The 26,406-nt window shown below is 53.8% G+C and carries 23 protein-coding genes; 10 read left to right on the top strand and 13 right to left on the bottom strand.

The window, feature by feature from the left end; all coding sequences use genetic code 11:
* Positions 1 to 75 precede the first annotated feature (75 nt).
* The 6 genes from B7988_RS10145 (at position 76) to carB (ending at position 10,211) form a co-directional block, all read left to right on the top strand.
* On the top strand, positions 76 to 1,329 hold the full coding sequence (locus B7988_RS10145; RefSeq protein WP_141225633.1) for an FISUMP domain-containing protein: 1,254 nt from the start codon (positions 76 to 78) through the stop codon (positions 1,327 to 1,329).
* 140 nt (positions 1,330 to 1,469) lie between these two features.
* A complete protein-coding gene (locus B7988_RS10140) occupies positions 1,470 to 3,590 on the top strand; it encodes a glutamine synthetase III (RefSeq protein WP_088657803.1) in 2,121 nt (706 codons plus the stop codon).
* Between the two features lie 253 nt (positions 3,591 to 3,843).
* The gene (locus B7988_RS10135) at positions 3,844 to 4,080 is read left to right on the top strand and encodes a hypothetical protein (protein WP_141225632.1); all 237 of its coding nucleotides are present in this window, start codon (positions 3,844 to 3,846) and stop codon (positions 4,078 to 4,080) included.
* Between the two features lie 12 nt (positions 4,081 to 4,092).
* Complete coding sequence (gene carA / locus B7988_RS10130) at positions 4,093 to 5,271, top strand: glutamine-hydrolyzing carbamoyl-phosphate synthase small subunit (protein ID WP_088657801.1); 1,179 nt, start codon at positions 4,093 to 4,095, stop codon at positions 5,269 to 5,271.
* Positions 5,258 to 6,955, top strand: a complete 1,698-nt coding sequence (locus B7988_RS10125; RefSeq protein WP_088657800.1) for a CTP synthase — start codon at positions 5,258 to 5,260, stop codon at positions 6,953 to 6,955. Before carA ends, B7988_RS10125 begins: the two co-directional genes overlap by 14 nt.
* Positions 6,948 to 10,211 (top strand): carbamoyl-phosphate synthase large subunit, encoded by a 3,264-nt coding sequence (gene carB, locus B7988_RS10120; RefSeq protein WP_088657799.1) that lies wholly within the window; start codon positions 6,948 to 6,950, stop codon positions 10,209 to 10,211. The genes B7988_RS10125 and carB overlap by 8 nt, the downstream gene beginning before the upstream one ends.
* A 122-nt stretch (positions 10,212 to 10,333) precedes the next feature.
* Here the strand turns inward: carB and B7988_RS10115 are convergent, their stop codons facing one another.
* Positions 10,334 to 11,830 carry a glycoside hydrolase family 30 beta sandwich domain-containing protein gene (locus tag B7988_RS10115; RefSeq protein WP_088657851.1) on the bottom strand — a complete coding sequence of 499 codons (1,497 nt, stop codon included), beginning with the start codon at positions 11,828 to 11,830 and terminating at the stop codon, positions 10,334 to 10,336.
* A gap of 114 nt (positions 11,831 to 11,944) precedes the next feature.
* Entirely contained in the window at positions 11,945 to 13,402 is a 1,458-nt protein-coding gene (locus B7988_RS10110; protein ID WP_249268954.1) for an esterase, read from the bottom strand.
* 152 nt (positions 13,403 to 13,554) lie between these two features.
* On the opposite strand from B7988_RS10110, the gene B7988_RS10105 reads away from it, so the two are divergent.
* Positions 13,555 to 14,667, top strand: a complete 1,113-nt coding sequence (locus B7988_RS10105) for a cation diffusion facilitator family transporter (RefSeq protein WP_088657798.1) — start codon at positions 13,555 to 13,557, stop codon at positions 14,665 to 14,667.
* A 26-nt stretch (positions 14,668 to 14,693) separates the two neighbouring features.
* Here B7988_RS10105 and bioD read toward each other — a convergent pair whose 3' ends face one another.
* The 6 genes from bioD to B7988_RS10075 form a co-directional block, all read right to left on the bottom strand.
* Positions 14,694 to 15,359, bottom strand: a complete 666-nt coding sequence (gene bioD, locus B7988_RS10100; protein WP_073054826.1) for a dethiobiotin synthase — start codon at positions 15,357 to 15,359, stop codon at positions 14,694 to 14,696.
* 47 nt (positions 15,360 to 15,406) lie between these two features.
* Positions 15,407 to 16,624, bottom strand: coding sequence for an 8-amino-7-oxononanoate synthase (gene bioF, locus B7988_RS10095; protein WP_088657797.1), 1,218 nt, complete (start codon positions 16,622 to 16,624; stop codon positions 15,407 to 15,409).
* Between the two features lie 59 nt (positions 16,625 to 16,683).
* A complete protein-coding gene (locus tag B7988_RS10090) occupies positions 16,684 to 17,430 on the bottom strand; it encodes a 6-carboxyhexanoate--CoA ligase (protein ID WP_088657796.1) in 747 nt (248 codons plus the stop codon).
* 51 nt (positions 17,431 to 17,481) lie between these two features.
* Positions 17,482 to 18,792 (bottom strand): adenosylmethionine--8-amino-7-oxononanoate transaminase, encoded by a 1,311-nt coding sequence (bioA, locus tag B7988_RS10085; RefSeq protein ID WP_088657849.1) that lies wholly within the window; start codon positions 18,790 to 18,792, stop codon positions 17,482 to 17,484.
* 61 nt (positions 18,793 to 18,853) lie between these two features.
* Positions 18,854 to 19,954: an MBL fold metallo-hydrolase gene (locus tag B7988_RS10080; protein ID WP_170930620.1), complete on the bottom strand. Its 1,101-nt coding sequence runs from the start codon at positions 19,952 to 19,954 to the stop codon at positions 18,854 to 18,856.
* Between the two features lies 1 nt (position 19,955).
* On the bottom strand, positions 19,956 to 20,537 hold the full coding sequence (locus B7988_RS10075; RefSeq protein ID WP_088657847.1) for a flavodoxin family protein: 582 nt from the start codon (positions 20,535 to 20,537) through the stop codon (positions 19,956 to 19,958).
* Between the two features lie 74 nt (positions 20,538 to 20,611).
* On the opposite strand from B7988_RS10075, the gene tatA reads away from it, so the two are divergent.
* Both tatA and tatC read left to right on the top strand, forming a co-directional pair.
* On the top strand, positions 20,612 to 20,815 hold the full coding sequence (gene tatA, locus B7988_RS10070; protein ID WP_073189532.1) for a twin-arginine translocase TatA/TatE family subunit: 204 nt from the start codon (positions 20,612 to 20,614) through the stop codon (positions 20,813 to 20,815).
* Positions 20,815 to 21,615 carry a twin-arginine translocase subunit TatC gene (gene tatC, locus B7988_RS10065; protein WP_088657795.1) on the top strand — a complete coding sequence of 267 codons (801 nt, stop codon included), beginning with the start codon at positions 20,815 to 20,817 and terminating at the stop codon, positions 21,613 to 21,615. Before tatA ends, tatC begins: the two co-directional genes overlap by 1 nt.
* Positions 21,616 to 21,717: 102 nt before the next feature.
* Here the strand turns inward: tatC and B7988_RS10060 are convergent, their stop codons facing one another.
* Positions 21,718 to 22,119 carry a hypothetical protein gene (locus tag B7988_RS10060; protein ID WP_088657794.1) on the bottom strand — a complete coding sequence of 134 codons (402 nt, stop codon included), beginning with the start codon at positions 22,117 to 22,119 and terminating at the stop codon, positions 21,718 to 21,720.
* A 93-nt stretch (positions 22,120 to 22,212) separates the two neighbouring features.
* Positions 22,213 to 22,638: a hypothetical protein gene (locus B7988_RS10055; protein ID WP_141225631.1), complete on the bottom strand. Its 426-nt coding sequence runs from the start codon at positions 22,636 to 22,638 to the stop codon at positions 22,213 to 22,215.
* Positions 22,639 to 22,781: 143 nt separating this feature from the next.
* Between B7988_RS10055 and B7988_RS10050 the strand changes: the two genes are divergently transcribed.
* Positions 22,782 to 23,096: a multidrug efflux SMR transporter gene (locus tag B7988_RS10050; RefSeq protein WP_073318870.1), complete on the top strand. Its 315-nt coding sequence runs from the start codon at positions 22,782 to 22,784 to the stop codon at positions 23,094 to 23,096.
* Here B7988_RS10050 and B7988_RS10045 read toward each other — a convergent pair.
* The 3 genes from B7988_RS10045 to B7988_RS10035 are packed head-to-tail and all read right to left on the bottom strand — an operon-like array spanning position 23,056 to position 26,402.
* Positions 23,056 to 23,739: a DUF4405 domain-containing protein gene (locus tag B7988_RS10045; protein WP_088657792.1), complete on the bottom strand. Its 684-nt coding sequence runs from the start codon at positions 23,737 to 23,739 to the stop codon at positions 23,056 to 23,058. The two genes, B7988_RS10050 and B7988_RS10045, sit on opposite strands and share 41 nt — an antisense overlap.
* A 15-nt stretch (positions 23,740 to 23,754) precedes the next feature.
* On the bottom strand, positions 23,755 to 25,191 hold the full coding sequence (locus B7988_RS10040; protein WP_088657791.1) for a flavodoxin: 1,437 nt from the start codon (positions 25,189 to 25,191) through the stop codon (positions 23,755 to 23,757).
* A complete protein-coding gene (locus B7988_RS10035) occupies positions 25,191 to 26,402 on the bottom strand; it encodes a carboxymuconolactone decarboxylase family protein (protein WP_249268951.1) in 1,212 nt (403 codons plus the stop codon). The genes B7988_RS10040 and B7988_RS10035 overlap by 1 nt, the downstream gene beginning before the upstream one ends.
* Positions 26,403 to 26,406: the final 4 nt, after the last annotated feature.

Below are 26,406 nucleotides of genomic sequence, written 5' to 3'. Positions count from 1 at the left end.
TTTCGTAAAAATTCCATATATATATAGAACTAGTTGTTTTTATATTTTCCGTTCGTCTTTAGTTTGGGCCCTCGCATGATTCGTTTTTTTGTTGCCGTTCTTGTTGCCGCTTCGTTATCGCACGCAATTACCTCTATCCCGATTAACGGAATCAAGGCTTCGGCAACACTGCCCGACATTGGACAAACCACGTACAGACCCGAAAACATGGTCATGAAAAAGCACGTGCACCCGTTTTTTCAGGTTTGGGGGGCCAAGTACAAGAACAAGCCCATCACCTTGGAATTCTTGGTAGAGGCCCCGCGTTTGGACCTTATCACCCTTTATAACGGTTTTTTGCGGGATTCTTCGGCTTACACAAATTACAGCCTCGCAAAGACCATCAAGATTTACCAGAACACCACCGACAACCTGATCAAGGTGCATACGCTTGCCAAGCCCAATTGGCGCGGGCACAAAGATCCCCTTGCCGACGTAATCATGTTCGAAAAGCCGCTCAAGAACGTATTCAAGATTATCATCGAAATCGAAGATATTTACCCAGGCAAGCTTTACCAGGATGTATGCATTGCGTTAATCAAATTCTGGGGATTCACCCGACTGCCGCACAAGCCCAACTTTGCGCAATTGACCGACGTGCGCGACGGACAGACCTACAGAACCATTAGCGTAGGCGACCGCATCTGGATGGCCCAGGATTTACGCTACAAGACCAGCGGCAGCCGCCCCTTTACTGACGCCAACAGGCCCAATGTAAAAATCCCGACGGATGCAGGCCTTGAATATCCCACCGCCGACATCGAATACAATATTTGCCCCGAAGGCTGGCGACTCCCGACCCAGACAGAATTTGCAAACTTGCTCTCGGATCTTTCGCCTACGGCCTCTTACGACGACTTATTCTCGACCGCTTACCGCAGGCCGCGTTATTCTATACACCAAATTGGAAAACTGAGCGGATCACAATCGTATTCTACCGACGCCGAAGTATTCTTCTACCCCACGAACGCTTACGGCATGAACTTTTCGACTCTCACCCGCCGCTATTACGATAGCGAATGTACCGAAGAAACAGGAGAAACTTATGCTTTCGGCTCTTACTGGACCGTAGATTCCAAGGAAATCCCGCTCTGGCCCGACGAAAACGGCAATGTAGAAGTCAAGCAATTAAGGCATTACCGCTTTGGCGGCACCGATTACTGCGAAGCCATGCTCTGCCACGAAGACTATCATTTTGTCCGCTGCATCAAGGACGACGGTTACACGCCGCCGACCTATACAAATTCAGAAAGCCCCGACACAGGCTTTACAGATTCCGTAAACGAATAAGCGAATTTTCAATTTTTGAAAAAGATTGAATTTTTGTAAAAACAAGAAATTTGGCGATTCTACAAAGAATTCGCCATTTTTTGATTTTGGCACGCGTTTTGCTTTTATGGCACCGAAAACAAAATTCATAGGAGATTGCCATGAGCAACGAATACAGATTAAAAGCTATCAAGGAAATCGCCAGCGAAAACGCCGGCGCTAACCTCCCCGCAGCACCCGCAAACATCGACTTCTACGGCGAAGACGTATTCAACGCCGAGGCCATGCGCGCATATCTTCCCAAGGACATTTGCAAGAAGCTCTTCGCCACCATCGATGGCGGCGCACCGCTTGATCCGAGCATCGCCGGCGAAGTCGCCCACGCCATGAAGAAGTGGGCAATCGACCGCGGCGCCACCCACTTCACGCACTGGTTCCAGCCGCTCACCGGTTCCACCGCCGAAAAGCACGACTCCTTCCTGGAACCCGAAAACGGCAAGGCCATCATGGCCTTCAGTGGCAAGAACCTGATCGTCGGCGAACCGGACGCATCGTCCTTCCCGAGCGGCGGCCTCCGTTCTACTTTCGAAGCCCGCGGCTATACCGCCTGGGATCCGACCTCTCCGGCCTTCATCAAGCGTCACGGCAACGGTGCAACGCTCTGCATCCCGACCGCTTTCTGTAGCTATACTGGCGAAGCCTTGGACAAGAAGACTCCGCTCCTCCGTTCTATTCAGGCTCTGCAGAAGTCCGCCGACCGTCTCATGGGCCTCTTTGGAGTTGCCCAGCAGAAGGTCACCGTCACGCTCGGTGCCGAACAGGAATATTTCTTGATCGACAAGCGTTTCTACCTGCAGCGCCCTGACCTGTACCAGGCCGGCCGCACTCTGTTTGGTGCAGCACCTGCTAAGCACCAGCAGATGGAAGACCACTACTTCGGTAGCATTCCGGCACGCATCATCAACTTCATGAACGATGTGGAAAAGGAACTCTGGAAACTCGGCATTCCGGCCAAGACCCGCCACAACGAAGTCGCACCGGCCCAGTTCGAACTTGCCCCAATGTTCGAGGAAGTGAACCTCGCTTGCGACCACAACATGCAGATTATGGAAGTACTCCGCCAGGTCGCCGACCGCCACGGACTCGTTTGCCTGCTGCACGAAAAGCCGTTCGCCGGCATCAACGGTTCCGGCAAGCACAACAACTGGTCCGTAAACTACGGCAAGACGAACCTCTTGAACCCGGGCAAGGACCCGCACCAGAACGCCATCTTCCTCACCACGCTCTGCGCCGTCATCTATGCTGTCGACACCCATGCCGACTTACTCCGTATGGCAGTCGCTAGCGCCGGTAACGACCACCGTCTCGGTGCCAACGAAGCTCCTCCGGCAATCATCTCCATGTACCTCGGCGACCAGCTTGCCGACGTCATCGACCAGCTCGAAAAGGGAGACCCCAAGTCCAGCAAGCAGGCCGGCGCCCTCAAGCTCGGTTCTGACACGCTTCCGCCGCTCCCGCGCGACGCTACCGACCGTAACCGTACATCGCCCTTCGCCTTCACCGGCAACAAGTTCGAATTCCGCGCTCCGGGTTCCAGCCAGAGCTGCTCTGAACCGAACGTCATCTTGAACACGATCGTCGCCGAAGCCTTCGACCTCATCGCCGACAAGCTGCAGAGCGTTCCGGCCGACAAGTTCCACGAAGAACTGCAGAACCTGCTGCAGAAAATCGTCAAGGAACACAAGCGCGTGATTTTCAACGGCAACGGCTACACCGACGAATGGGTCGAAGAAGCAGCCAAGCGCGGCCTCCCGAACATCCGCACCACCATGGAAGCCCTCCAGGCCCTCGCCAAGAAGGAAAACGTGGCTCTGTTCGAAAAGTACGGCGTGTTCAACAAGCGCGAACTCGACTCCCGCTACGAAGTCAACATGGAAGATTACCACAAGAAGATTCACATCGAAGGCAAGATCGCTTTCGACATCGCGAAGAACGTGGTGCTCCCGCAGGTACTCTGCGCATACTCTAACGCATTGAAGACCAACGAGTTAGCTAAGGGCCAGGGCTTCTACGCTGTAGACGGTTACGCTCGCGAACTCGGCGACAAGTTCAAGGAACTTGAAGCCGCAGTCGCCCAGATGGAAACCGCCCTCGGCGAAAAGCACGAAGTCATTCTCGACGCTATGGCAAACCTCCGCATTATCGTGGACAAGATCGAAAGCATCGTGCCCGACGAAAAGTGGCCGCTGCCGAAGTATCGTGAGATGTTGTTCATCTATTAGTAGATGAATAACATCGGCTGCGCGTCGAAGGTGCGCAGCCAAATGCCAATTTATTTACTAATTGTACTCCAAAACCTCATAATAATCCGAACCTCAAAAATGCAATTCGTCGGCCTTGTGCCGGCGGATTGCTTTTAAAAAAGTTTAACCCCTCGTGACTCAAAAAAATTATTCAAAAACACTCTTCCTCCCTTGGCTCAAGATTTACTATATTTTGAGCCCGATGAAAATATCGGAATTCATCGAGGCACACATGAGTACCGCCGTTGCAGGAATCTCGCAACGCAACCAGGCGGCTCTCTCTGGATTTCACAAAATTTCTTTTTTTCACATTTTTTATCGTCTTTATCGTTTGGCAAAAGCATTTGGCTTTTGCCTTTATTTTTTACTGTCACCCTGGAGCAAGGCCACGCCGCGCGATAGGGTCCATATGGATTCTATCGCCCTTACAGGGCTCCAGAATGACATTACAAAACAAGTTTTCACTTAACGCGAGCAATATATGACAGATAGATTCAACTGGAAAGCGAAACGCGAAAAGAAGGCGTTTCTGGCACTGGCAGACGGAACCGTTTTTAGGGGCTACGCCTTTGGCTCTACCACCGATACCGTCGGTGAAGCCGTTTTCAACACCGGTATGGCCGGCTACAAGCAGATTTTGACCGACCCCTCTTACGCAGGCCAGTTCGTGGTATTCACCACCGCCGAAGTCGGCGCCTACGCAGCAAACCATGAAAAATCCGAATCGCGCGACGTGTTCCTGAACGGAATCGTCGTAAACTCGTTGGACGAAGTTTCTAAGGAACTGAATGAAGAAAGCCTGCACGACTACATGCTCAAGCACAACAAGCCGGGCATTGCAGGCGTCGACACCCGCGCCCTCACGATTCATCTGCGCAACAACGGCGCCCAGAAGGCCTACCTGCACGTAGACGGTACCGACATGAGCGAAGAAGAAGCTATCCAGAAGGCTCAGGAATGGGAAGGTCTGGACGGTCAGGACTACGCCAGCAAAGTAAGCGACCCGAACGGCTACGAGCTCAGCACCGAAGGCGACCTGCACGTGGTCGCACTCGATTTCGGCATCAAGACAAATATTCTTAGAAACCTGGTAAAACAAGGTATGAAGGTCACTGTGCTCCCGATTACCGCCACCTATGAACAGATCATGGCAAAGAACCCCGACGGCGTGTTCCTTTCAAACGGTCCTGCCGACCCGAACAGCCTTCCGCAGGTTGTTGCCGTTGTCAAGCAGCTTTTAGGTAAAGTTCCTCTGATGGGCATTTGCCTAGGGAACCAGTTGCTCGGCCTCGCCTTTGGCGCAAACGTGTCCAAGCTCAAGTTCGGCCACCACGGCTGCAATCATCCGGTCAAGAACGTAAAGACTGGCGCCGTCGAAATCACGAGCCAGAACCACAACTACGCTATCGACGCCATCACGCTCCCCGAAGAAGTCGAAGTCACTCACATCAACCTGAACGACAACACAGTCGAAGGCATCCGCCACACGACGCTGCCGGCATTCAGTGTGCAGTACCACCCGGAATCTGCTCCGGGCCCGAACGATTCTCTCTACCTGTTTAGTGAATTCAGACAAATGATCGAAGAATTCAAAGCAAAACAAGTCAGCACCCCCAAGCCCGCTGAAGTCCCCAAAGAGGTAAAAAATGTCCTCCTCTAAAGCTGCCGCAAAAAAACAGACCAAGTACATTTTCATTACCGGCGGCGTGGTCAGCTCCCTCGGTAAGGGAATCACCTCCGCATCGCTGGCGCTCCTTCTCAAGAGCCGCGGCTACAAGGTGTTCATGCAGAAACTGGACCCGTACCTGAACGTGGACCCGGGCACCATGAGCCCCTACCAGCACGGTGAAGTTTTCGTGACCGACGACGGCTACGAAACCGACCTTGACCTAGGCCACTACGAACGTTTTGCCGGCGTGCAGTGTTCCAAGGCTTCAAGCTACACTTCGGGCCGCATCTATTCTTCCGTACTCGCGAAGGAACGCGCGGGCAAGTACCTCGGCGGTACGGTGCAGGTGATTCCGCACATTACCAACGAAATCAAGGACGCCTTCCGCTCTGCAGCCGAAAGCGGCGCCGACATCGTGCTCTGCGAAATCGGCGGTGTGGCTGGCGACATTGAATCGCTTCCGTTCCTCGAAGCCGCAAGACAGTTCCGTTTTGAAGTGGGCGTCGAAAACACTTGCTTTATCCACCTGGTTCTCGTGCCTTACCTGAAGGCGGCCGGCGAACTCAAGACAAAGCCTTCGCAGCACTCGGTTGCCGAGCTCCGCAACATCGGTATCTTCCCGGACATTCTCGTGTGCCGTACCGAAATGACGATCCCGCAAGATCACTTGGACAAGCTCGCGCTCTTCTGCAATGTGAAGCCCGAATGCGTCATCGAAGAAAAGGACGTGACGGATTCTGTATACGCCGTGCCCCGCGAACTTTCCAAGCAAGAGCTCGACCTCCGCGTGCTTGAACAGCTCCGCCTGAGCGTGCATCCGATTATCCACTCCGAATGGGACAAACTCGTCAAGAAGGCTACCCAGCCCAAGTATGAATGCACCATCGCGCTTGTGGGCAAGTACATCGCCATCCGCGACGCCTACAAGTCCGTGCACGAAGCCTTGCAGCATGCCGGCATGGAACACAACGCCAAGGTGAAGGTGGAATGTATCGAGGCCGAAGAACTCGAAAAGAATCCGAACCTCATCAAGAACGCCGACGGCATTCTGATTCCGGGTGGATTCGGTAGCCGCGGCGTGAACGGCAAGTGCGTAGCCATTCGCTACGCCCGCGAACACAAGGTCCCGCTGCTGGGAATTTGTCTCGGCATGCAATGCTGCGTGATTGAATTTGCACGCAACGTACTCGGCTGGAAGGACGCCAACTCCACGGAATTCGACGAAAAGACGGCCCACCCGGTCATTGACCTGATGGACGAACAGAAGAACGTCACCGAAAAGGGCGGCACCATGCGCCTCGGCGCTTACCCGTGCAAGCTCATGAAGGATTCCAACGCCGCAAAGCTCTACAAGAGTGAAAAAATTAGCGAACGCCATCGTCACCGCTACGAATTCAACTACAACAGCGAATTCCGCAAGGAACTCGAAAAGGCCGGCCTCAAGATTGCCGGTACATCGCCCGATGGCAAGCTCGTCGAGATGGTGGAAATCAAGAACCACCCCTACTTCGAAGCCTGCCAGTTCCATCCGGAATTCAAGAGCCGTCCTACGGCACCGCACCCGCTGTTCAGCGGGCTTGTAAAAGCCGCTCTTGCTCAGAAAAATGGCAAAACAAAAACCGCGACCGCAAAAGCCGCGCAGAAGAATGTGAATGGAGGCAAGAAGAATGCCTAAACGTACAGACATCAAGAAGATTATGCTCATTGGTTCTGGCCCGATCGTAATTGGCCAGGGCTGCGAATTCGACTACTCCGGCGTGCAGGCCTGCAAGGTGCTGCGCCGTGAAGGCTACGAAGTGGTGCTCGTGAACTCCAACCCGGCCACCATCATGACCGACCCCGAAATGGCCGACCGCACCTACATCGAGCCACTGAGCGTCGATATTCTGCACGAAATCATCCGTCGCGAACGTCCGGACGCCTTGCTCCCGACTCTCGGCGGTCAGACCGCTTTGAACCTCGCCATGGAACTCAATGAACGCGGCATTTTGGACCGCTACCAGGTGGAACTTATCGGTGCAAAGGCCGAATCCATCCAGCGCGCCGAAGACCGTCACCTGTTCAAGGAAGCCATGCTCAAGATTGGCCTGGACCTCCCCCGCTCCGGTTCGGCACACTCCATGAGCGAAGCTACCGCAATCGCCAACACCATCGGCAGCTGGCCATTGATTATTCGTCCAGGCTTTACGCTGGGTGGCACGGGCGGCGGTATCGCCCACAATCCCGAAGAATTCGAAACCATCGTGAACCGCGGTCTCGACGCATCGCTCAACAACGAAGTGCTTATCGAAGAATCGCTGCTTGGCTGGAAAGAATTCGAAATGGAAGTCATGCGCGACAAGAAGGGCAACGCCGTTATCGTGTGCTCCATCGAAAACCTCGACCCCATGGGCGTGCACACAGGCGACTCCATCACGGTCGCCCCGATCCAGAGCCTCGATGACCGCGCCTACCAGGCCATGCGTGACGACTCCTTGAAGGTCATGGAAGCCATCGGCGTGGAAACCGGTGGTTCTAACGTGCAGTGGGCTATCGAACCGAAGACCGGCCGCCGCATCATCATCGAAATGAACCCGCGTGTGTCCCGTTCTTCTGCACTCGCCTCCAAGGCAACGGGCTTCCCCATCGCAAAGATTGCAGCGCTCCTTGCCGTGGGCTACACGCTCGACGAACTCCGCAATGACATTACGCAAACGACCCCGAGCTGCTTTGAGCCGGCGCTTGACTACGTGGTGGTGAAGGTTCCGCGCTTCACCTTCGAAAAGTTCCCGAAGGCCGATTCTACACTCGGCACCCAGATGAAGTCCGTGGGCGAAGCGATGGCCATCGGCACCAACTTCAAGCAGGCCATGCAGAAGGCGCTGCGCTCGCTCGAAACAGGTTACGGTGGATTCGGTTCTTGCGCCAAGTGCGAAAAGTTCAAGGAATACGACGACGAAACGCTCACCAAGGAAGTCGCCCGTCCGAACGCCGAACGCATCTTCGTGCTGTACGAAGCCTTCCGTCGCGGCTGGAGCATCGAAAAACTTTACGAACTCACCAAGATTGACCGCTATTTCTTGCGTCACTTGGAAGAACTCGCCTACTTTGAAGACGAAATCAAGGCCGCCAAGTCTCTCGCCGGCCTCGCCAAGAACATTCCGCTGTTTCGCCAGGCCAAGGAATTCGGCTTTAGCGATATCCAGATTGCCTACATGTTCCACAAGCGCCCCGAAGACGTCATGGAAGTGCGTAAGCAGATTGGCCTCAAGCCGAGCTACTACTCCGTAGACACTTGCGCTGGCGAATTCGAAGCCATTACGCCGTATTATTACAGTTGCTGGGCCGAAAATTCCGAACCGGTCCGCACGATTATCGGCAACCGCGGCAAGAAGCGCATCATGGTGCTCGGCGGCGGTCCGAACCGAATCGGCCAGGGTATCGAATTTGACTACTGCTGCTGCCACGCAGCCTTTACGCTGCGTCGCGAAGGCTACGAAGTCATCATGGTGAACTCGAACCCCGAAACGGTTTCCACCGACTACGACACCTCCGACAAGCTCTACTTCGAGCCGCTCACGCTCGAAGACGTGATGGGCATTTACGAACGCGAAAACTGCGCAGGCGTCATCGTGCAATTCGGTGGTCAGACTCCGCTGAACCTCGCCATGCGCCTCAAAAAGGCCGGAGCAAACGTGGTCGGCACGAGCCCCGAAGACATTGACCTCGCCGAAGACCGCGACTTCTTCAAGCAGCTGGTCGACAAGGTCGGTATCAAGCAGGCCGCATCCGGCATCGCCCACAACGTGGAAGAAGCCTTGGCTATTGTCGACCGCATTGGCTACCCCGTGCTTGTGCGCCCGAGCTTCGTTCTCGGCGGCCGCGGCATGGTGATTGTCTACAAGGAAAAATACCTGCGCAAGTTCGTGGAAGAAGCCGCCGCTATTGGCGAAGGCAAGCCGATTCTTATCGACCGCTTCTTGGAAGACGCCACCGAACTCGACGTGGACTGCATCAGCGACGGCAAGCACACCGTGGTGGGCGCCATTATGGAACACGTGGAACCCGCAGGTATCCACTCCGGCGACTCCGCAAGCGTGATTCCGCCCATGACGCTTTCCAAGGAAATCCAGGACAAGGTTCGCCAATATGCGAAGGACTTTGCAAGGGAACTCCACGTGGTCGGCCTCATGAACATGCAGCTCGCCGTCAAGGATGGCGAACTCTACATGATCGAAGTGAACCCGCGCGCCTCCCGCACCGTGCCGTTCGTTTCCAAGTCCATCGGCGTTCCGCTCGCCAGCTACGCAAGCCGCTGCATGCTCGGCGAGACCCTCGAACAAATCGGCTTTACCGAAGAAGTCCACGTGCCTTACGTGAGCGTCAAGGAAGCCGTGTTTCCGTTCGTCAAGTTCCCGGGCGTGGACATCACGCTTTCTCCGGAAATGAAGTCTACCGGCGAAGTCATGAGCATCGATCGCGACCGCGGCCTTGCCTACCTCAAGAGCCAGCTCGCTGCAGGCAACAAGGTGCCGAGCGAAGGCAACATTTTCGTCTCGCTCAAGGACGAAGACAAGCAGAAGGCCGTTCCGCTCATCAAGCGCCTCGTAGACATGGGCTACCAGATTTACGCCACCCGCGGCACCTCTACGATGCTCTACAACGAAGGCATCAAGACCCGCGCCGTGTTCCGCATCTCCCGTGGCCGCCCGAACCTACTGGACCTCATTCACGACAAGGAAGTGCAGTGGATCGTGAACACCACCGAGAACGGCGCCGAAGCCATGGTCGATGAAATCCAGATGCGCTCCAAGGCGGTCGTCTCCGGCATTCCTATCACGACGACCATCGCCGCCCTCACCTCCACCGTCGAAGGCCTCATGGACAAGCACGACTTCGGAAGATTTGAAGTGTGCAGTTTACAGGAGTACCATAGGCACGTGAAGAAGTGATACAACATGTCATCCTGAGCGGAGAGGCATAAGCCTCGAAGTCGAAGGATCTAAAGCATTAAGCGCAGACTCAACACGAGCCTGCGTTTTTTGCTTTAACTAACCCTATATCTTGAATTGGGCTATTTCAAAATCATATGTTGCGTTTTGGCATTGCCACGTTTGACCATGTACACGCCGCGGCTTAAGCCTGCGTTTGTCATGGCGTTGCGGAGATCGCCGATATGTCCGGCTTGGAATTCACCGATGAACGCGCCGAGCGGGCTAAATACTTTATATGTACTTTGAAGGCTTTGGGGCGCAGCATGCGTCCCGAAGGCAATTGCATCGGTAGAGTCTGAAGGCGGTTCAACCTTTGGCTCCTGCCACAGAATGAATTCGACTGTCGTTGCGCTACGGGCCGGGATGCTGTAACTGCACTTTGTATCGTCGACTTTGACTTCGGTTCCTTCTTTGAGGTTGCTATTGTCGTCGGTGACGTAGGGTTTGAAACTTCCAATCTTTGTGTTTCCGAAATCAAAGTCCGCCTTGAATTCCTCGTTCTTGGAATTGAGAATGACGACTGCGATTTTCGTCTTGAGGGAGTCGCGGTAGGCGGTGACCTTTACGTTTGCTTCCGGATTCTTGGTGGCGTCGATTCTCCAGGAGCCGGGTCGCGCGAAGCGGCTGAAGTTCCCCATGACCCAGAGTCGCTTGGTAGGCTCCACATTGTCGGGGTTGCCTTGTCCTTGCGGCCAGAGGGCTCCGTTGCCGCAGCTGGCTTCGCTGCAGGAATAAATCCACCAAAAATGCCAGGCGTTCATGTTCGCAATAGTCAGGGCGTCATGGATTACACCTGCAACGCGGAGAGCACTTCCCATGCCCACGTCTTCCTTGTTACTTCCAAGATCATAGACTTCGGTTTCCCAGAATTCCTTGCCGGCTTCGTGGATTTCGGGGTAAGCAGCCGGATCTCCGCCGTATTCGTGCGTCCCGAAAATGTCCGTATATTTCAGGGCGGCGGGATTGTTGAAGAAGGCTTTTTTGTAATTGGGGAATCCGTACCAGTTGATGGCTTCGGTGCCAATGATTTTGATGCCCGTGGTATCGAGGGTGGGGCCAAGGTAGTCGCCGACCCAACGCGCCAATTCATCGGGTTCGTAGTGGTTGTCTCCGGTGCCGTCGGGCTCGTTTTGCGACGAAATTGCATATAGATTAACACCAGCCTTCCGCATGTCTTGCGTAAACTTCAAAATGGTGTTGGCCCAGTCCTGAGCGTGATTGAAATCCAGGTGCTTTTTGTCGCCGTCGTAATTTATGGTGTATCTGGATGTCCATGGGGCAGCCCAGACTTTGACGCCGTATTCACTCGCCTTTTTTGCGATACTCGTTTCAGATGTGGTGCCGTCCGGGGCAATGCGGATGCGGTGCAGCGTAAGCCCGGCGCCACTGGTGGAGTCCCAGAGGAAAGCGGCATTCTTGTCGGTGATGGAACCGGCCCATGCCGAGGCGGCCCCAAAGCCGCTGATGCGCTGGTATTCCTTGCCGATATCTACGTTAATCGTTGCCGCACTGGCGAGGGTGCCCAAAAACGCGACAAAACCTGCAAAAAAGGGAAATCTCTTAATTGAAAACGACATAAAGCCTCCCATACGAACTTTACTTACTATAAAATAAGTTGAAAAATTCGCTTAATATAAGGCTTTATTCGAATTCGTTTTGATAAATTGACAACAGAATGATGTATTTATCCGCTAGAACTTCTCGAAAAAATCCCATGTGGCTTGCGGCACCCAGGACTGCTGCTGGCCGGGGTCCTTGTGGTCCCAGATGTGGCCACCGCTCTGCGTGCACCAGCGAACGGGGAATCTTTCCTCGACGGTCGTGTAGTCGTAGCACTTGTGCGGGGCGTTGCGTTGGGCTTCTTCGGCGCGTTCGTTCTTCGCCTTGCCGCCTTCGGAGTTGAGCGTCAAGATGATGTCGCGCGCGTTCCTGCCCATTTCAGGGGTGCACATGCCGTCATCGAGGCCGAGCACGCCCATCCAGCCGATTCCCATATTCTTGCGCTGCGGGAGCCAGATGTTGCGTTCCGCGGTTTCGTAAACGGCCACTGCGCGAAGCACGTCCTGGTGGTTCCACGAAAGGCCATTGCTGAACATGGCGCCGTAGCTGAATCCCGTGGAAAACACTCGGCTCGAATCGATGCAGAAGTTTCCTTCGAGGTATGCGAGGAGTTCGTCAAACAGGAGGTAATCATCTTGCCCCCAGGGCAGCTGGTTTCCATTGCCTTCGGGCGCAACGAAAATTGCGGTTTCGTTCTTGTCAATCCATTTGAGGCCATGATAGCCTTCATCTTGCACGATACTTCCGGCTCCGCCCATGCACTGCATTCCGAAAATGAGTTTGTACGGTTTGTTCTTGTCGTAACTTTTCGGCATGTCAATACGCACGGTACGCACGCCCTTGCTCCACCTGAAATCAATGTAGGGCTTGTCGCCACGATACTTGTAATCAAGTTTCGTGTCCTTGCCACAACCACGAGTAGGGACCGGGTCGTTCTTGAGGCCCCATCCGTATTCGTACTGCGGTTGCGACGGAGCGGTTTTCTTGAGCGTAAGCGCAAGATTCGTGTCAAGATTGTCGAGCTTTACATTGAGGGTATCGAAACCGTCGGCAACAACGCGCAGATTGTCCGAATCGCCCACCTTGAGAAGCGCCTTTGCTCCAGACTTCGCGCCGAATGCCGTATTGAAACTTCCATCGGCGACAAACTGGAACGTTTGCGAAGCACTACCTACGCGGACGCGCGCGAAGTACTTGCCCTGCGCTTTAACGGAAGACTTCATGTCAACCGTACCCGCGCCGTAGAGAGTTTCATTCAGCAGGCGGTTTCCGAACACGTCGAAAATCTGCACCTGTACCGGAGAATTTTGCCCCTGCGAAAACGATAAAACGCCGTTGTTCACGGAGAGATATCCGACAGCAATCCTGCTCGCCAATGCCTGCGATTCCTCGTCCTGGTGAATCGTGAACGCGCCCGAGGCATCCGTTTTCGCATTGAGGCCTTTTTGAACAAGCAAAACATCTGCGCCACGGATAGCCTTGCCGCCATCGTCGCTCACCTTGCCTGTCAGGGTAAATGCATTTGCCGACATTGCAGACAACGCCATAAGAACGCCAACGGACACACCTGTCCATAGAGTATGATTCATAAAACCACTCCTTTTTGATTTTCTATTTCAGAAAATACTTTCAAAAAAATTGTTCCGCTCGCATGTAAACTTTTTTCCGTTGACATCGCTGTCCACAAAAAATTCCAAAGGTCATTTATTTCTAATTTCCGTTAAAAAAAGGATCAGATTTTATGAACGAAGCAGAAAACCGCCAAAAGGTCATTGTCCGAACAAGCATCATCGGCATTGCGGCAAACATCGTGCTGTCGGCATTCAAGGCGTTCGTCGGTTTTGCAACAAACTCCATCGCCGTGACGCTAGATGCTGTGAACAACCTTTCTGACGCTTTGTCCTCGGTCATTACGATTGTGGGCGCAAAACTTTCGAACAAGTTGCCCGACAAAAAACACCCGCTCGGTTACGGTCGAATCGAATACTTGAGCGCAATGGTAGTTGCGGCAATCGTGCTTTACGCCGGCGGTACCTCGGCGGTGGAATCGGTCACGAAGATTATCCACCCCGAAGCAGCGGACTACTCCACGGCTTCGTTGGTGATTATCGCCTCGGCAGTAGTGGTAAAACTCGTGCTCGGCAAATTCGTGAAACGCCAAGGCGAACGCGTAAACTCAGGCGCACTCGTGGCATCGGGTGCAGACGCCCTGTTCGACGCCATTCTCTCCCTTTCGGTGCTGGCTTCGGCCATCGTCTTCATTCTCACAGGCATTTCGCTTGAAGCCTACGTAGGCCTCGTGATTTCAGGATTCATCATCAAGTCGGGCATCGGCATGCTGATCGAAACCCTGGACGACATTCTGGGCAAGCGCGCCGATGGCGACCTGGTCAAGAAAATCAAGGCGCTACTCACCGAAGAACCGCAAGTCCGCGGCGCTTACGACGTCATTCTCAACAATTACGGTCCAGACAAGTTTCTCGGTTCCGTGCACTTGGAACTCCCCGACACCATGACCGTCGAAGAAGTCGACGTACTGACCCGCAGGGTACAGGCAAGCGTACTCAAAGAAACCGGCGTGATTCTCACGGGCGTAGGCGTGTATTCACACAACACCAAGAATGACGAAGCTGCCAAAATTCGCAGCAACGTGTTGAAGTTGGTAAAGGAGCACCCTTGGGCATTGCAACTCCACGGCTTTTACGTGAACCTTGAAGACCGCACCATGCGTTTTGATGTGGTCATGAATTTCGAGATCAAGCCGCAAGAGGGGCTGGACATACTCCACAAGGAAATCAGCGAAGCCTACCCCGACTTCGATTTGCATATTGCCGCCGACATTGACGCATCGTAGCGCCGACTGATTTGTTTCTTTAGTTTTTAAAACGGTTGCACACCTAGATCGGTGTCGCCGTTTTTTACTTTTGCAAGGATTTCAAGCCCCGTCAAATCTTGCATCATGCGGATGTTGTCGTCTTCCATTTCGAGGTTACCGCTAGAGCCGTAGCGATTCACGATGAGGCCGCGAACATCGAGGCCACAGCTGCGAGCGTATTCCACCGTGAGCACGCAGGCGTTAATGGAGCCGAGAGCCGCTGTCGTAACAATAAGCAGCGGAAGGCCTAACGTTTTCATGATATCGACGAGGAATACTTTCTGGTCATCGTAGCGGATGGGGCAAATGATTCCTCCGCTGCCTTCGGCGAAAACGAATTCATGACGAACACAGGCCGCTTCAAAATCGGCTTTGACTTTCGCGAGTTCTACTGGGTTGCCTTCTTTGCGGGCAGCGAGATGCGGAGAGACGGCTTCTTTATAGACATAGCTGACGAGCTGTTCTTGCGTATCGGGAAGATTTGCGATGCGTTTCACGTAATCGGCATCACCTGCAACCCATTTGCCGTCGCGGAGTTCTGCGCCGCTGAGGGCCGCCTTGTAGTAGCCCGCATCAATGCCGGAATCGCGCCATTTTTTAACGAGAAGGGCGGTAATGAAGGTCTTGCCGACATCGGTTCCGGTCGCTGTAACGAAATAACCTTTGGACATAAAAAATAAACAGTGGTTAGTGATTAGTGGTTAGGAATAGCGACGCTTCACAAGCAATCATTTATGATTTGAGCGATGGTTGTTGCGGCGGCATGAAGTTGTTCATGCGTATGTGTGGCCATCAAGCTTGCACGGAGGCGGGCTTGTCCCTTGGCGACTGTCGGGTAACGAATGGCAGGAATCAATATTCCCGCATCCTGGAGTTTTGCAGAAATTTCCAAAGCGCGGGCCTCGTCGCCAATGACAATCGGAACAATCGCCGAAGGAGACTGTTCCACGTTCACGCCTTCGCGTTGCAAGGCTTCGCAGAAAAATTTCACGTTATCGCGCAAGTTCTGCACGCGTTCAGGGTGTGCATCGATGTAACGCAAGTTATTGCAGGCGGCAGCGACAACAGCAGGGGCCATCGCCGTCGTGAAGATAAAGCTGCGGGCCTTGTTGCGCAAAAAATCAATCAGTTGTTGCTTGCCCGCCACGAAGCCGCCCTCGGCGGCGACGGCTTTGCTCAATGTGCCGACGGTTACATCGGCGTGAGCACAGCCGTAGTGTTCGGCAAGCCCGCGACCGGTCTTGCCGAGCACACCCGTGGCGTGCGCCTCGTCAATCATCAACAAAACGCCCTGCTCCCTAGCAATGCGCAAAAGTTCCGGCAAATTCGCAAGGTCGCCATCCATGCTGAAAACAGCATCCGTCACGATAAGGCCGCGGAAGGTCCGCGCATCTTGTTTTGCATCTTGTTCCGACTTGGCCTCTTTAATAACCCGCACCAAATCCGCCATATTGTTATGCTTGTAAACAAAGCATTTGGCTCGCGACAACCTGATTCCGTCAATAATGCTCGCGTGGTTCAATTCATCGCTAAAGACAAAGTCGTTCTTGCCGCACAAAGCCGAAATCGTACCGACATTCGCCATGTAGCCCGTATTGAAGGTGATAGCGGATTCTTCGCCCTTGAATTTTGCGATAAATTCTTCCAGTTCCTGATGCGGAGTCTTGTTACCCGTAGTAAGGCGGGCTCCCCCGCTCCCTGTACCCCACTCCAAAACTGCCTGGGCCATCGCCTGCTTGAGTTCGTCGACGTTCGCCAAGTCCAGGTAAGAATTGGAAGCCAGCAGGATCTGTTCCTGCGAAGCGCCATTGGACATGCGGATTTTTACGCACGACGATTCCGGCGTTTCCATCAAGCGCATCGAGCGGTAAGTATTGTTCGCACGCGCCGTTTCCAAAGCGTCTTTCGTAAATAAGTCTAAGATTCTTTCGTTCATGCTATTCTGCCCTAGATCCTTCGACTTCGAACCTTCGGTTCTCCGCTCAGGATGACAATCTAAGTTCTGTCAGCTATTTCTACGAGCACTTTCTTCTTCTGCAAATACTCAATGCACTCTTCGGCTTTGGCCTTGCGCGAATCAAACAGGAAAATGCGGCCTCCGTTTTCGTCGCCCATTTCCTTCATCTTCATGATGCGCACATAACCGAGTTCCTTGCTCGCGACATAGCCCGTCACGTAATTCGGGTCGTCGCTCACGCAAAATTCCGCCACCATTCCGGGAGCATTCGCCACCTTGGTTGCCAGCACAATCGCTTCGTTAAAATGATTCTTGCAGCCATCCACTTCGCTCGAATGCAGTGCATCCATATAAGTCGCACGCACGCCGCGTTCGTGGTCAGGTTCCAGGCGTTCGCCCGTCGCGATATCGTAGAGCATCGCCCCACGCATCGGGAAAGTTTCGTGCAACAGTTCTGGAAGCTTTTCACGAATGCCGGTCGCAGCGTCGCCAACCACCCCAAAAGCCTTCTCCAGCCCTTCCTGCCACGTTTCCACATCGATACGTGTCACCGGCAAGGCCTTCAAAACCTGGATATCGTTTTCGTGAACCTTCTCAATTTTCACATTGATAAAATCAGGGTCGCCCTTGGAATGCGTCATGGCCCGACGCACCATCGCCGTACAAACAGCCTCAACAGAATCCCGATTTACAATGCGTTCTGCGCCGGAAATATGCTGCTCGCGTTTCTGTTCGCCCTCGCCCACTTGCTGTGAGGCCCGCATTTTTAAACTATAATATTCCATAAAAATCTCAATGGATCCTATCGCTTCGCTCCAGGATGACAGGATGTCTACTTACTCATGAAATTCGTCTTCGCCTTCTACGACAGGCGCGGGTTCACATTCGCCAATCATCTTGATGGCTTCGCAGATGCGGTCGATTTCAGAATCGGTCGTAATGAACGGAGGCATCGTATACACGTAATTGCAGAAAGGCCTGAGCCACACGCCGGTTTCGCGAATCACGCGCAGAATGTCGTCTGCGGAAGGTTTCGCCTTCAGTTCCAAGACTCCGATAGCGCCGAGAACACGCACGTCCGCCGCATTTTCAAGCGAACGAAGCGGTTCCAGATTCTGCTTGAGGCGTTTTTCAATCCGTTTGACGCTCGAGGCATAATCGCGACTTTCGAACAGCGAAAGCGAAGCAATTCCTGCGGCACAAGCGAGCGGGTTCGCCATGTAAGTCGGGCCGTGCATAAATGCCGGAATTTTGCTATTCGTAATTGTTTCGGCAACCTTCTCGGACGCAACGCAGGCCGCCATCGTAATGCTTCCGCCCGTGAGCGCCTTGCCGATGCACATGATGTCCGGCTTTATCCCCACATGCATCATTGCAAAGCGCGGCCCCGTTCGATAAAAGCCCGAAGCGATTTCATCCAAAATAAGCAAGATACCGTAACGGTCGCAAAGTTCGCGGAGTGATTTCAGGTAACCCGCATTGTAAAGCCACATGCCGTTTCCGCCCTGGAATACGGGCTCACAAATTACGGCAGCGATTTCACCCTTATGTTCTTCGACGACGCGTTCCATTGAAGCGAAATCCGTCGGATTCCACGCCTCGTCATAGCGGCAGTTCGGACGTTCCGCAAAGTAATGGTGCGGCATGATTCCGCGGAAAAGCGTATGCATCCCGTCCGGGTCGCTAAGCGCCATCGCACCTGCGGTATCTCCGTGGTAGCCGCCCTTCAGGGCGACCAACTTGCAGCGCTCCGGATGTCCGAGGGAATATTGATACTGCACCGCCATCTTAGCGGCACATTCCACGGCAATGCTTCCCGAATCCGCAAAGAAAATCTTGTTCAAGCCTTCGGGCAAAAAATTCACCAGCTTTTCGCCAAGCTCAATCGCGGGCTCGTGCGTAAAACCGCCGAACATCACATGGCACATTTTTTCGCTTTGCTTCTGAATCGCCTCAACGATTTCAGGGGCGTTATGTCCGTGCGCCATGCACCACCAACTCGAAACGGCATCAATCAGTTTCAAGCCGCCTGCCGTTTCTATCATTGTTCCGTGAGCTGTTTTGGCAAGAAATCTTGCGGGAGTATTTTTCAGCGCCGCATACGGATGCCACAAATGCTCGCTATCAAAATCTAAAAGTCTTTTCATCCGCGCCCAAATATAGAAAAATACTATATCGCCATCGACGCGCAAACATAGGTAATGCGGTTTACTCCAGGTACACAACCTCACCCATTTGTGGCATGAGCACGGGCTTGCCCGATTCCTGGGCGGCACGTTTCGCATTTTCCAGCGGTTCCGTGTACGAATGCTTGCTCAGGCAGAACTTAGAATGGTGAACGGTCATGTAGCGATTCGCGCCCAGTTCCACCATTTCCTTGCCCAGGTATTCCGGCATAGTGTGGATAAGCGACCAATCCTTGTCGTACTGCCCGTTTTCAAGAATCGCCAAATCGATGTCGGTAAACTTCTTTCCGATTTTCTCGAAGTGCGGACCATAACCCGAATCACCGCCAATCCATATAGTGCGCTTAGGAGACTTGAAGGCGAATGATGCCCACAGGGTCTTGTTCTGGTGAAGATCGCGGCCCGAAAAATGCCTTGCCGGAGTCGCCGTCACGCTAAAGCCATCACCCAAGTCGGCAGATTCCCACCAGTCGAGTTCGGTAAGCTTTTCAACGGGATATTTCCAGTATTCAAAATGTTCGCCCACGCCGAGGCCAGTCACCACGTGCTTTACGCGAGGTTCCAGTTCCGTCACCACCCGGTAATCCAGGTGGTCCCAGTGGTCGTGCGAAATCACCAGGTAGTCAATATCCGGCATGTCGGCGGGCTTGTAGACGTCCGTTCCCTTGAACATCTTGTTCACGAAACTCACCGGCGAGCCCTGGTAAAAAACCGGGTCCACCAGCACCTTCTTTCCAGATAAATTAAGCAGGTACGAGGAATGTCCGAACCACACAATCCAATCGCGGTCCTGCGGTAGCGACTTCAGGTCGGTCTTGAGCACGTTCAATGCGGTATCGGGAACGGTCTGACTCTTGTCACCGAACAGGAAATCCTTCCACACGGCAAACACGCCCCTGTCGCCCGTCATGGTGACGGTTTCTACCTCGTTCACGAACTGCTTTCCGTCGTAATTCGGCGACTGCTTGATACGTTCAAGGCGCTTGCCCTGCGGGATGCGCCCGAAACTTGCCTGCGATAAGAACAACACGCCCACATCTCCCAAAATAAAAAGTACAGATAAGATAATCGCCGTAATCATGAGTTTCTTGTTCTTCGCAAAACGCAAGCGCATCGTTCCCATTCTAGCGGATAAAGTTCGTGAAAATTTTCTTTTCGGCAACAGGCTGCACAATGCCCGCCTTCTTGCCCGCTTCGATGCTCTTCAGGATCCACGCCATATTGCGGCCCAGTTCCTTCATCACCTGCACGCCTTCCTCGTCTTTCAGCACATCTTCGGGACTAGAACCGTGAACCATGTTCCAGTAGCGCGATGTCACCAGGGGCTGTTGCGCAAAGGTGGGGTACTTGTTCAGGGCGTCGAGCGTTGCGGTAGTGCCGGCACGGCGGGCAGAAGCAACGGTTGCTGCCGGCTTAAAGAGAAGTTCCGCTTCGGCAATGCCGTAAAGCCTGTCCAGGAACATCAGCATCTCGCCGCTTGGGGATGCATAATAGACCGGGGAGCCGTAAACGACAGCGTCGGCTGTTTTAAGGATTTCCTTGGCTTCGTGAACCACGGCGTCGGTTTCTCCCTTCAGCACGCGGCCACCCACAAAGAAGATTTCAGTCTCGATGCCAGCGGCCTCGAGTTCGCCGGCCACGAGGCTCAGCGCCGTATAAGTGCAACCCTTTTCACGACGACTTCCATTGAATAAAACGACCTTCATCATAAACTCCTTTGTCTTTTGCCTAAAATATACAAAGAAATTATGTTATATTTCTAGGAAAAGGCAGGTAAAAAATGTCCATTGGAATTCCAGAAATAATCCTGATTGTGGTCGTGGTGCTCCTTTTGTTCGGGGCAAAGCGCATTCCTGAACTTGCGCGTTCCCTGGGCAAGGCCCAGAACGAGTACAAGAAGGCGAAAGACGCCCTGAAGGAAGAAGCCGAAGACCTGCAGAAGACTGTGGAAAAAGCCGCCGAGGCTGAAGATAAGAAAGGCTGATGTCCTCGAAACAGGATCAAGAGGCTACGCTGATTTCGCATTTGGAAGCGCTCCGACGGGCGCTTTTGCGTTCTATTATCGCCCTTGCCATAGGCATCGTGCCCCTGTTCCTTGTTTCGCCCTACGTTCTGGACTGGTTCTGTAAGCAAATCGCCCTGCAGGGCGGCGTCACGCTCCATTACTTTTCCCCGATGGAAGTGTTCCTGCTGCAGCTCAAGATTTCTGCACTGCTGGACTGCGTGCTGTTTTCGCCCTACATCGCCTGGAACATGTGGCAGTTCGTGCTCCCTGCCCTGTACGATAACGAAAAGCGCTTCATCCGCTCCATCGTGGCCATGACCAGCGGGCTGTTTATCGCGGGCGTCGCCTTCTGCCTTGTCGTCTGCTTTCCGCTGATTGTGCAGTTCGGCATGAGCTTTGCAAGCACCACCCTGCAGCCCGTATTCGGAGTCTCTAACCTGGTAACACTCGCGCTATGGCTTTCGCTTGCGTTCGGATGTATGTTCCAGTTCCCGCTAGTGACCTACGCGCTTATCCGTGCGGGCATCGTGAATTACGAGACCGTCTGCAGCAAGCGCCCCTACGTGGTGGTGGCAATCCTGTTGTTCGCCGCACTCCTTACTCCACCCGACATAATAAGCCAACTACTTCTGGGCGCACCGACGTATCTGCTCTTTGAAGCAGGACTCTTGGCGGCCAGGCGCTTCCATGGGCGTTCCCCGGCTCATCGAGCCAAACCAATTACAAAAACGGATGTTACGAAAATTATCCAGCAGAAAAATAATTTTCCTACTAAATAGTTTTCGAAATTTAGCAATCTATTGGGCGTCCCCCGGCCCCTAACGCGGTGTCAACGAGGCCCCCCCCCCGTTTCCGAGGGAGCCTTTTGACGATATGTCCGTTTATTTCACGAAAACGGCGAGAAGTTTATGCGCTTCTTCACCTTCGGCAAAACGGATTTCACCTACGGTATGGTACTCGAATCCCGAGAACTGCTGCAGATGTAGTGCCGCAAATTCGCGGTCCTGCGAATAGCAGAGATTCAGGCGGAAGTTCCCGTTGTCGCCTGTTTTCGGATGACCATTTTTTTGAACGACCGCGTCCAAGGCGCTTGGAGAAGCCTCGATAATTTCCTTGACCTTTTGGCCCTCCGTGGGGCTGTAGTCCAGGCAAGTTCCCACAACGGGCGAATTCGTCTTAGTGTAGGTGACTTTGGTTTTGAAACCGAAAAACTTCTTTTCGGTCTTGATATAGGGTTTGTTGAAGACAGCTCTTGCCATCATCATTTTAGAAATGTTTTCCATGTTCTTTCTCTTTTTTTTAAATGAATGTAATCGCGCACCCCGGTTGGGGCCGCGGCAATTTACCTGTGACAGAGTGTTCGGAGAAAGAACTTGCTAACAGAGCATTCGCTCTAGCGTATAAACGTAATACTCTTTTGATTTCTGATAAACTAGCGGCAAAGGGAAGCCGCATTGGGCGCAAACAGTTGGCCGCGCGATCCTAGTCGGAAATGGAGTAGCCTGCTTGAACGTTACCGAACTGCGTCCGCCGTCCCCTTGAAGGCCGTTGCCGCGCGATGCACGCAAGGACACCTGCTGGCCCGATCTGCGTGTAAACTGCATGGCCTCGGCAGTCGATTCCCGCAACAGGAACAGCGGACTTTCGGCATGCACATTGTCGGCGGTGACCTTGCCATATTCCGAAGCCCGCCCTATTTCGGTGCCGTAATCGTAAACAAAAGAACCTTCGACAACGGCAGAAAGAATCGCGAACAACGCGACCGCAATCATCGAAGAAACATTTTGTTTAACGGACCTCATCGCTGAATAAGATAGAATTTTTTTTGCGGAATAACTATCTTTGTTCCATAATTTGAACCGCGCCCTGCTGCCACCGGGTAACAGGGAAACACGCATTCTTTATCGTTAGGTCTTTGAAGATAAAGATTCCTGGAGGTAAAGAAATGGAATGGTTTATGCTTGCCGTGGCGGGCGTTCTCGAAGTGGTTTGGGCCTGCGCCATGAAATACTCGGAGGGCTTTTCCAAAACAGTCCCTTCTGTCATCACGGTAATCGGTTTCCTTTTGAGCGCCGTATTCTTGTCGCTTGCCGTAAAGAAACTGCCGCTCGGCACCGCCTATGCGATATGGACAGGACTAGGCACGGTGGGAACGTTCGCCCTGGGCGTTTATCTATTTCAGGAGCATTTCTCTATCCCGAAAGCCATTTGCGTTTTGCTTATCTTATCCGGGATTGTCGGGTTGAAATTATTGCATTAAAAAGATGCACCGCGACAGCAAACAGCACGACGATGGCGATATAGTCCACGAAAAAGAGGGCGTAGCCGCGTTCCGCATCAAAGAAGAAAAACGGCTGCTGCAGGAACATGTATTTCCAAAGTCCGCGAATGGCGAAAGCGTAAATTCCGTAGCCCGCCACGAGAGCGGCAACCATACGAGTTGCGACAAGCGCCGCCTTTGACTTGAAAGCGCCCGCAAGTCCCAAGCGGTTTGCAATCAGGCTCAAATGCAGCCCGATATGGAGCGACATGAACACGTAATACCAGTGGCTTGCAAGCAGGTGTGCCGTGCGGGCGAAGTTTGCGCCCGATTCAATCCCGAGCCAGGCGAACACGTGGTTCGAAAGCATGATTCCGCTCACCATCAGGAAAATCGCGCACAAAAGGATTCCGCAATTCACGACCGCCTGCAAGATGCGGAATACGTTGTAGCGGCCCTTGAACAGCGAAAGGAAAAACCGCCTGTTCAGCGTGATGTGCACCGCCCACAGAACAAGCAGCACCACGCCCAGAATCTCGTGAACGGCAGTCGATTCAAAAAAATAATTGCCGCCCATCAGCACGAGCGTCGCGACCGTCATCGCGATATCAAGCATCATACGGATTTTGGCGGAAATAGGCATATCAAGGAATATACATTATTTCGTCTTCACGCCGTTTTTCTCAAGCCACTTGGCCACATCTTTTGAGAGACTCGAACCGCCGGAGTAATGCACCGAAAGGCCTTCGCCGATTTTTGCGTTGGGCGCAAGTTTCGCAATCGCAGTGATGCTCTGGCCAAAGCGCCCGCCGCCGTGGGAACAGAACGGCAGAATCCGCTTGCCCGCAAAGTCGTAACTTTCGAGCAAAGTCGCGATAGGCATCGGGATACTCGCCCACCAGTTGGGGTAACCGATGATAATCGTTTCGTAATCGGCCCACTTCTTTGCGTCGGGCTTTTTCTTGAGGGCAGGGCGCGCCTGTTTGTGCTGATCGTTCTGCGCCTGCCTCAAGACGGTGTTGTAGTCGTCGGAATAGGGTTTCACCAGTTCAAGTTCCACCATGTCGAAACCGGTCTGCTTCTTGATTTCGCGGGCGACCCCGCGGGTATTCCCGCTCCAGGAATAGAAAACAATCAGCGCGCGGGAAGTGCCTTTCGGGTTCGTCGCCGCTTGTGCTTTTTCACCCTTAAAGCCCGCCGTTTCCTGGGTCACAAATGTTCCCTTGACGCCTGCACCCGCATTCATGGCGAGCCTGAGCCCCACATTGTAACTCTTGCTGGACTGCTGCATGGCCCCGCGATAGGCGCTGCGGAGGTTCTTGCCGAAATCGTTCCAGCCGCCACCGCGATGTACGCGCCTTGTGCCCGAAGGCTTGCCCGCCGGATCGACCGCCACGCTTGCCGAGCCCGCAGAAACTCCGTAATCGCCGTAAAAGTCAAAGCACCATTCGCCCACGTTCCCGTAAATGTCATAAAGCCCGAAGGGATTGGGCTTGAATTTACCCACGGGAAGCGTGTTCCCGCGGTAAACGCCGGGGCGTGTTTCCAGAACCTCGTCGTTGAAATAGTTCTGCTCGATTTGATACGGATAATGCCCGTAAAAATTCACGTCGTCGGCACCGGGAGCCTTCTTTGTGTAGAATGGCGAGGTTGTGCCGCCTCGGGCCGCGTATTCCCATTCCGCTTCGGTGGGGAGCCTGTAGCCGTTCGCCTCGCGGTTCCAGCTGACCGCATCGCCTTCGATGGCGTAAACGGGAGTGCGTCCGTAGCGTTCGCTTAACTTGTTGCAAAAACGAACCGCTTCGAGCCACGTGATGTTTTCAACGGGCAAGTCGTCACCCCTGAAACTGGAGGGATTTTCGCCCGTCACTTCGCGGTAAAGCTTTTGCGTCACCTCGTATTTGCCCAGGTAAAAATCGGAGACTTTCACCTTGTGCAGCGTCTCGTCGTTGACACGCCAGTCCTCGTTTGCGGGGCTTCCCATGTCGAAGGTCCCGCCCTTGATAAGCACGAAGCCATCGGGCGCAGGTGCCGCCGCAAAAGTTCCTGCCGTCATAAGGCCAATAAATGCGCAAGCGAGAATTCTGTCAAACATTATTTCAACTTCCCGTAGTCTTCGTCGCTCACGGGCTCGAGCCATTCGTTGCTCGTTCCTTCGCCGGGAACTTCAATCGCCAAATGCTGGAACCAGGAATCCGGAGCCGCCCCGTGCCAATGCTTGACGCCAGCCGGAATGTTCACCACGTCGCCGGGCTTCAGTTCCACCGCCGGCTTGCCCCATTCCTGGTAGTAGCCGCGGCCCGCCGTCGCGATGAGAATCTGGCCACCGCCCTTCTTTGCATGATGGATATGCCAGTTGTTGCGGCATGCCGGTTCAAAAGTCACGTTTCCGACACCCACCTGTTCCTTGCTGATCATGTCGAGATAGCTCTTGCCCACGAAATACTTGGCGTAGGCGTCGTTCGGCTTGCCCACCGGGAACACACTCCAGTCCTTTCCCGGCATACTTTTTGCACCCGACGCGTTTACAGCACCAGCCGTCGCGTTTGCTGCCTCAGCCTCAGCCACCGCTTCCTTGAGCAGTCGCAACGCGTTCAGCGTGCGCGGGTAACCGCAATACGGCAGGCAGTTGAAAATCGCCTGTTCCACGTATTCGGCAGTGCGAATCTTCAGGTTCGCGCCGATATGCGCCTTGAGCTGCGGCTCCGTTCCCAGGTTCACGAGAATCGCCATCGTCAAGAGTTCGCGGGTATTCAGGTCGAGCCCCTTGCGGGTGTAGTAATCGCCAAAGCAGTTGCTCGCAAGGAAGTAGTTGATGGTCGGCATACCGCTCTTGCCGTTCTTCGCCATGTCGCGGAAACTCTGGCCGAACAGCGTTCCCTGCGTGTCGGCACCCGCCTCCAGGCGGGACTGTGCCGTCACCGTCCCACGATTTTCATTCACCTTCATGTTCTTCGCCTTGAACACGCTGCGGGCAATTTCCACCGCATCCACTGTCCGCGGGAACCCGGTGTAGGGGGCGCACTGGTAAATCGCCTCGAGAATCTCTTCGGAAGCAAGCCCCTGCGCAAGCGCCGTCGCCACTTCTTCTTGCAAAAGAGCGCCCGACTGCTGCGTCACAAGCGACACCAGGCGAATCAACTCTACCTCGCGCTTTTCCACAAGCGGGGTCGCCGCCGGAACCTCGTTCTGCGTGAAATTGTCCATCACGGCACGCAGTTCCTTGTCCTGCGAAAGTGCCTTCGCCTCGCCCTGCGGGCAGCAGTCACATGCGGCAAGCACCGCACCCATACCAAGCATCGTCATAATC

Origin of the sequence: Fibrobacter sp. UWB1, from assembly GCF_002210325.1 — a bacterium.
Taxonomy (GTDB): Bacteria; Fibrobacterota; Fibrobacteria; order Fibrobacterales; family Fibrobacteraceae; genus Fibrobacter.
This window is presented reverse-complemented; position numbering and strand designations above follow the sequence as displayed.

What these genes read in the sequence shown, in the direction of transcription:
- B7988_RS10145 (WP_141225633.1), top strand. Translation starts at nt 76, where the DNA reads ATGATTCGTTTTTTTGTTGCCGTTCTTGTTGCCGCTTCGTTATCGCAC.
- B7988_RS10140 (WP_088657803.1), top strand. Translation starts at nt 1,470, where the DNA reads ATGAGCAACGAATACAGATTAAAAGCTATCAAGGAAATCGCCAGCGAA.
- B7988_RS10135 (WP_141225632.1), top strand. Translation starts at nt 3,844, where the DNA reads ATGAGTACCGCCGTTGCAGGAATCTCGCAACGCAACCAGGCGGCTCTC.
- carA (WP_088657801.1), top strand. Translation starts at nt 4,093, where the DNA reads ATGACAGATAGATTCAACTGGAAAGCGAAACGCGAAAAGAAGGCGTTT.
- B7988_RS10125 (WP_088657800.1), top strand. Translation starts at nt 5,258, where the DNA reads ATGTCCTCCTCTAAAGCTGCCGCAAAAAAACAGACCAAGTACATTTTC.
- carB (WP_088657799.1), top strand. Translation starts at nt 6,948, where the DNA reads ATGCCTAAACGTACAGACATCAAGAAGATTATGCTCATTGGTTCTGGC.
- B7988_RS10115 (WP_088657851.1), bottom strand. Translation starts at nt 11,830, where the DNA reads ATGTCGTTTTCAATTAAGAGATTTCCCTTTTTTGCAGGTTTTGTCGCG.
- B7988_RS10110 (WP_249268954.1), bottom strand. Translation starts at nt 13,402, where the DNA reads ATGAATCATACTCTATGGACAGGTGTGTCCGTTGGCGTTCTTATGGCG.
- B7988_RS10105 (WP_088657798.1), top strand. Translation starts at nt 13,555, where the DNA reads ATGAACGAAGCAGAAAACCGCCAAAAGGTCATTGTCCGAACAAGCATC.
- bioD (WP_073054826.1), bottom strand. Translation starts at nt 15,359, where the DNA reads ATGTCCAAAGGTTATTTCGTTACAGCGACCGGAACCGATGTCGGCAAG.
- bioF (WP_088657797.1), bottom strand. Translation starts at nt 16,624, where the DNA reads ATGAACGAAAGAATCTTAGACTTATTTACGAAAGACGCTTTGGAAACG.
- B7988_RS10090 (WP_088657796.1), bottom strand. Translation starts at nt 17,430, where the DNA reads ATGGAATATTATAGTTTAAAAATGCGGGCCTCACAGCAAGTGGGCGAG.
- bioA (WP_088657849.1), bottom strand. Translation starts at nt 18,792, where the DNA reads ATGAAAAGACTTTTAGATTTTGATAGCGAGCATTTGTGGCATCCGTAT.
- B7988_RS10080 (WP_170930620.1), bottom strand. Translation starts at nt 19,954, where the DNA reads ATGGGAACGATGCGCTTGCGTTTTGCGAAGAACAAGAAACTCATGATT.
- B7988_RS10075 (WP_088657847.1), bottom strand. Translation starts at nt 20,537, where the DNA reads ATGAAGGTCGTTTTATTCAATGGAAGTCGTCGTGAAAAGGGTTGCACT.
- tatA (WP_073189532.1), top strand. Translation starts at nt 20,612, where the DNA reads ATGTCCATTGGAATTCCAGAAATAATCCTGATTGTGGTCGTGGTGCTC.
- tatC (WP_088657795.1), top strand. Translation starts at nt 20,815, where the DNA reads ATGTCCTCGAAACAGGATCAAGAGGCTACGCTGATTTCGCATTTGGAA.
- B7988_RS10060 (WP_088657794.1), bottom strand. Translation starts at nt 22,119, where the DNA reads ATGGAAAACATTTCTAAAATGATGATGGCAAGAGCTGTCTTCAACAAA.
- B7988_RS10055 (WP_141225631.1), bottom strand. Translation starts at nt 22,638, where the DNA reads ATGAGGTCCGTTAAACAAAATGTTTCTTCGATGATTGCGGTCGCGTTG.
- B7988_RS10050 (WP_073318870.1), top strand. Translation starts at nt 22,782, where the DNA reads ATGGAATGGTTTATGCTTGCCGTGGCGGGCGTTCTCGAAGTGGTTTGG.
- B7988_RS10045 (WP_088657792.1), bottom strand. Translation starts at nt 23,739, where the DNA reads ATGCCTATTTCCGCCAAAATCCGTATGATGCTTGATATCGCGATGACG.
- B7988_RS10040 (WP_088657791.1), bottom strand. Translation starts at nt 25,191, where the DNA reads ATGTTTGACAGAATTCTCGCTTGCGCATTTATTGGCCTTATGACGGCA.
- B7988_RS10035 (WP_249268951.1), bottom strand. Translation starts at nt 26,402, where the DNA reads ATGACGATGCTTGGTATGGGTGCGGTGCTTGCCGCATGTGACTGCTGC.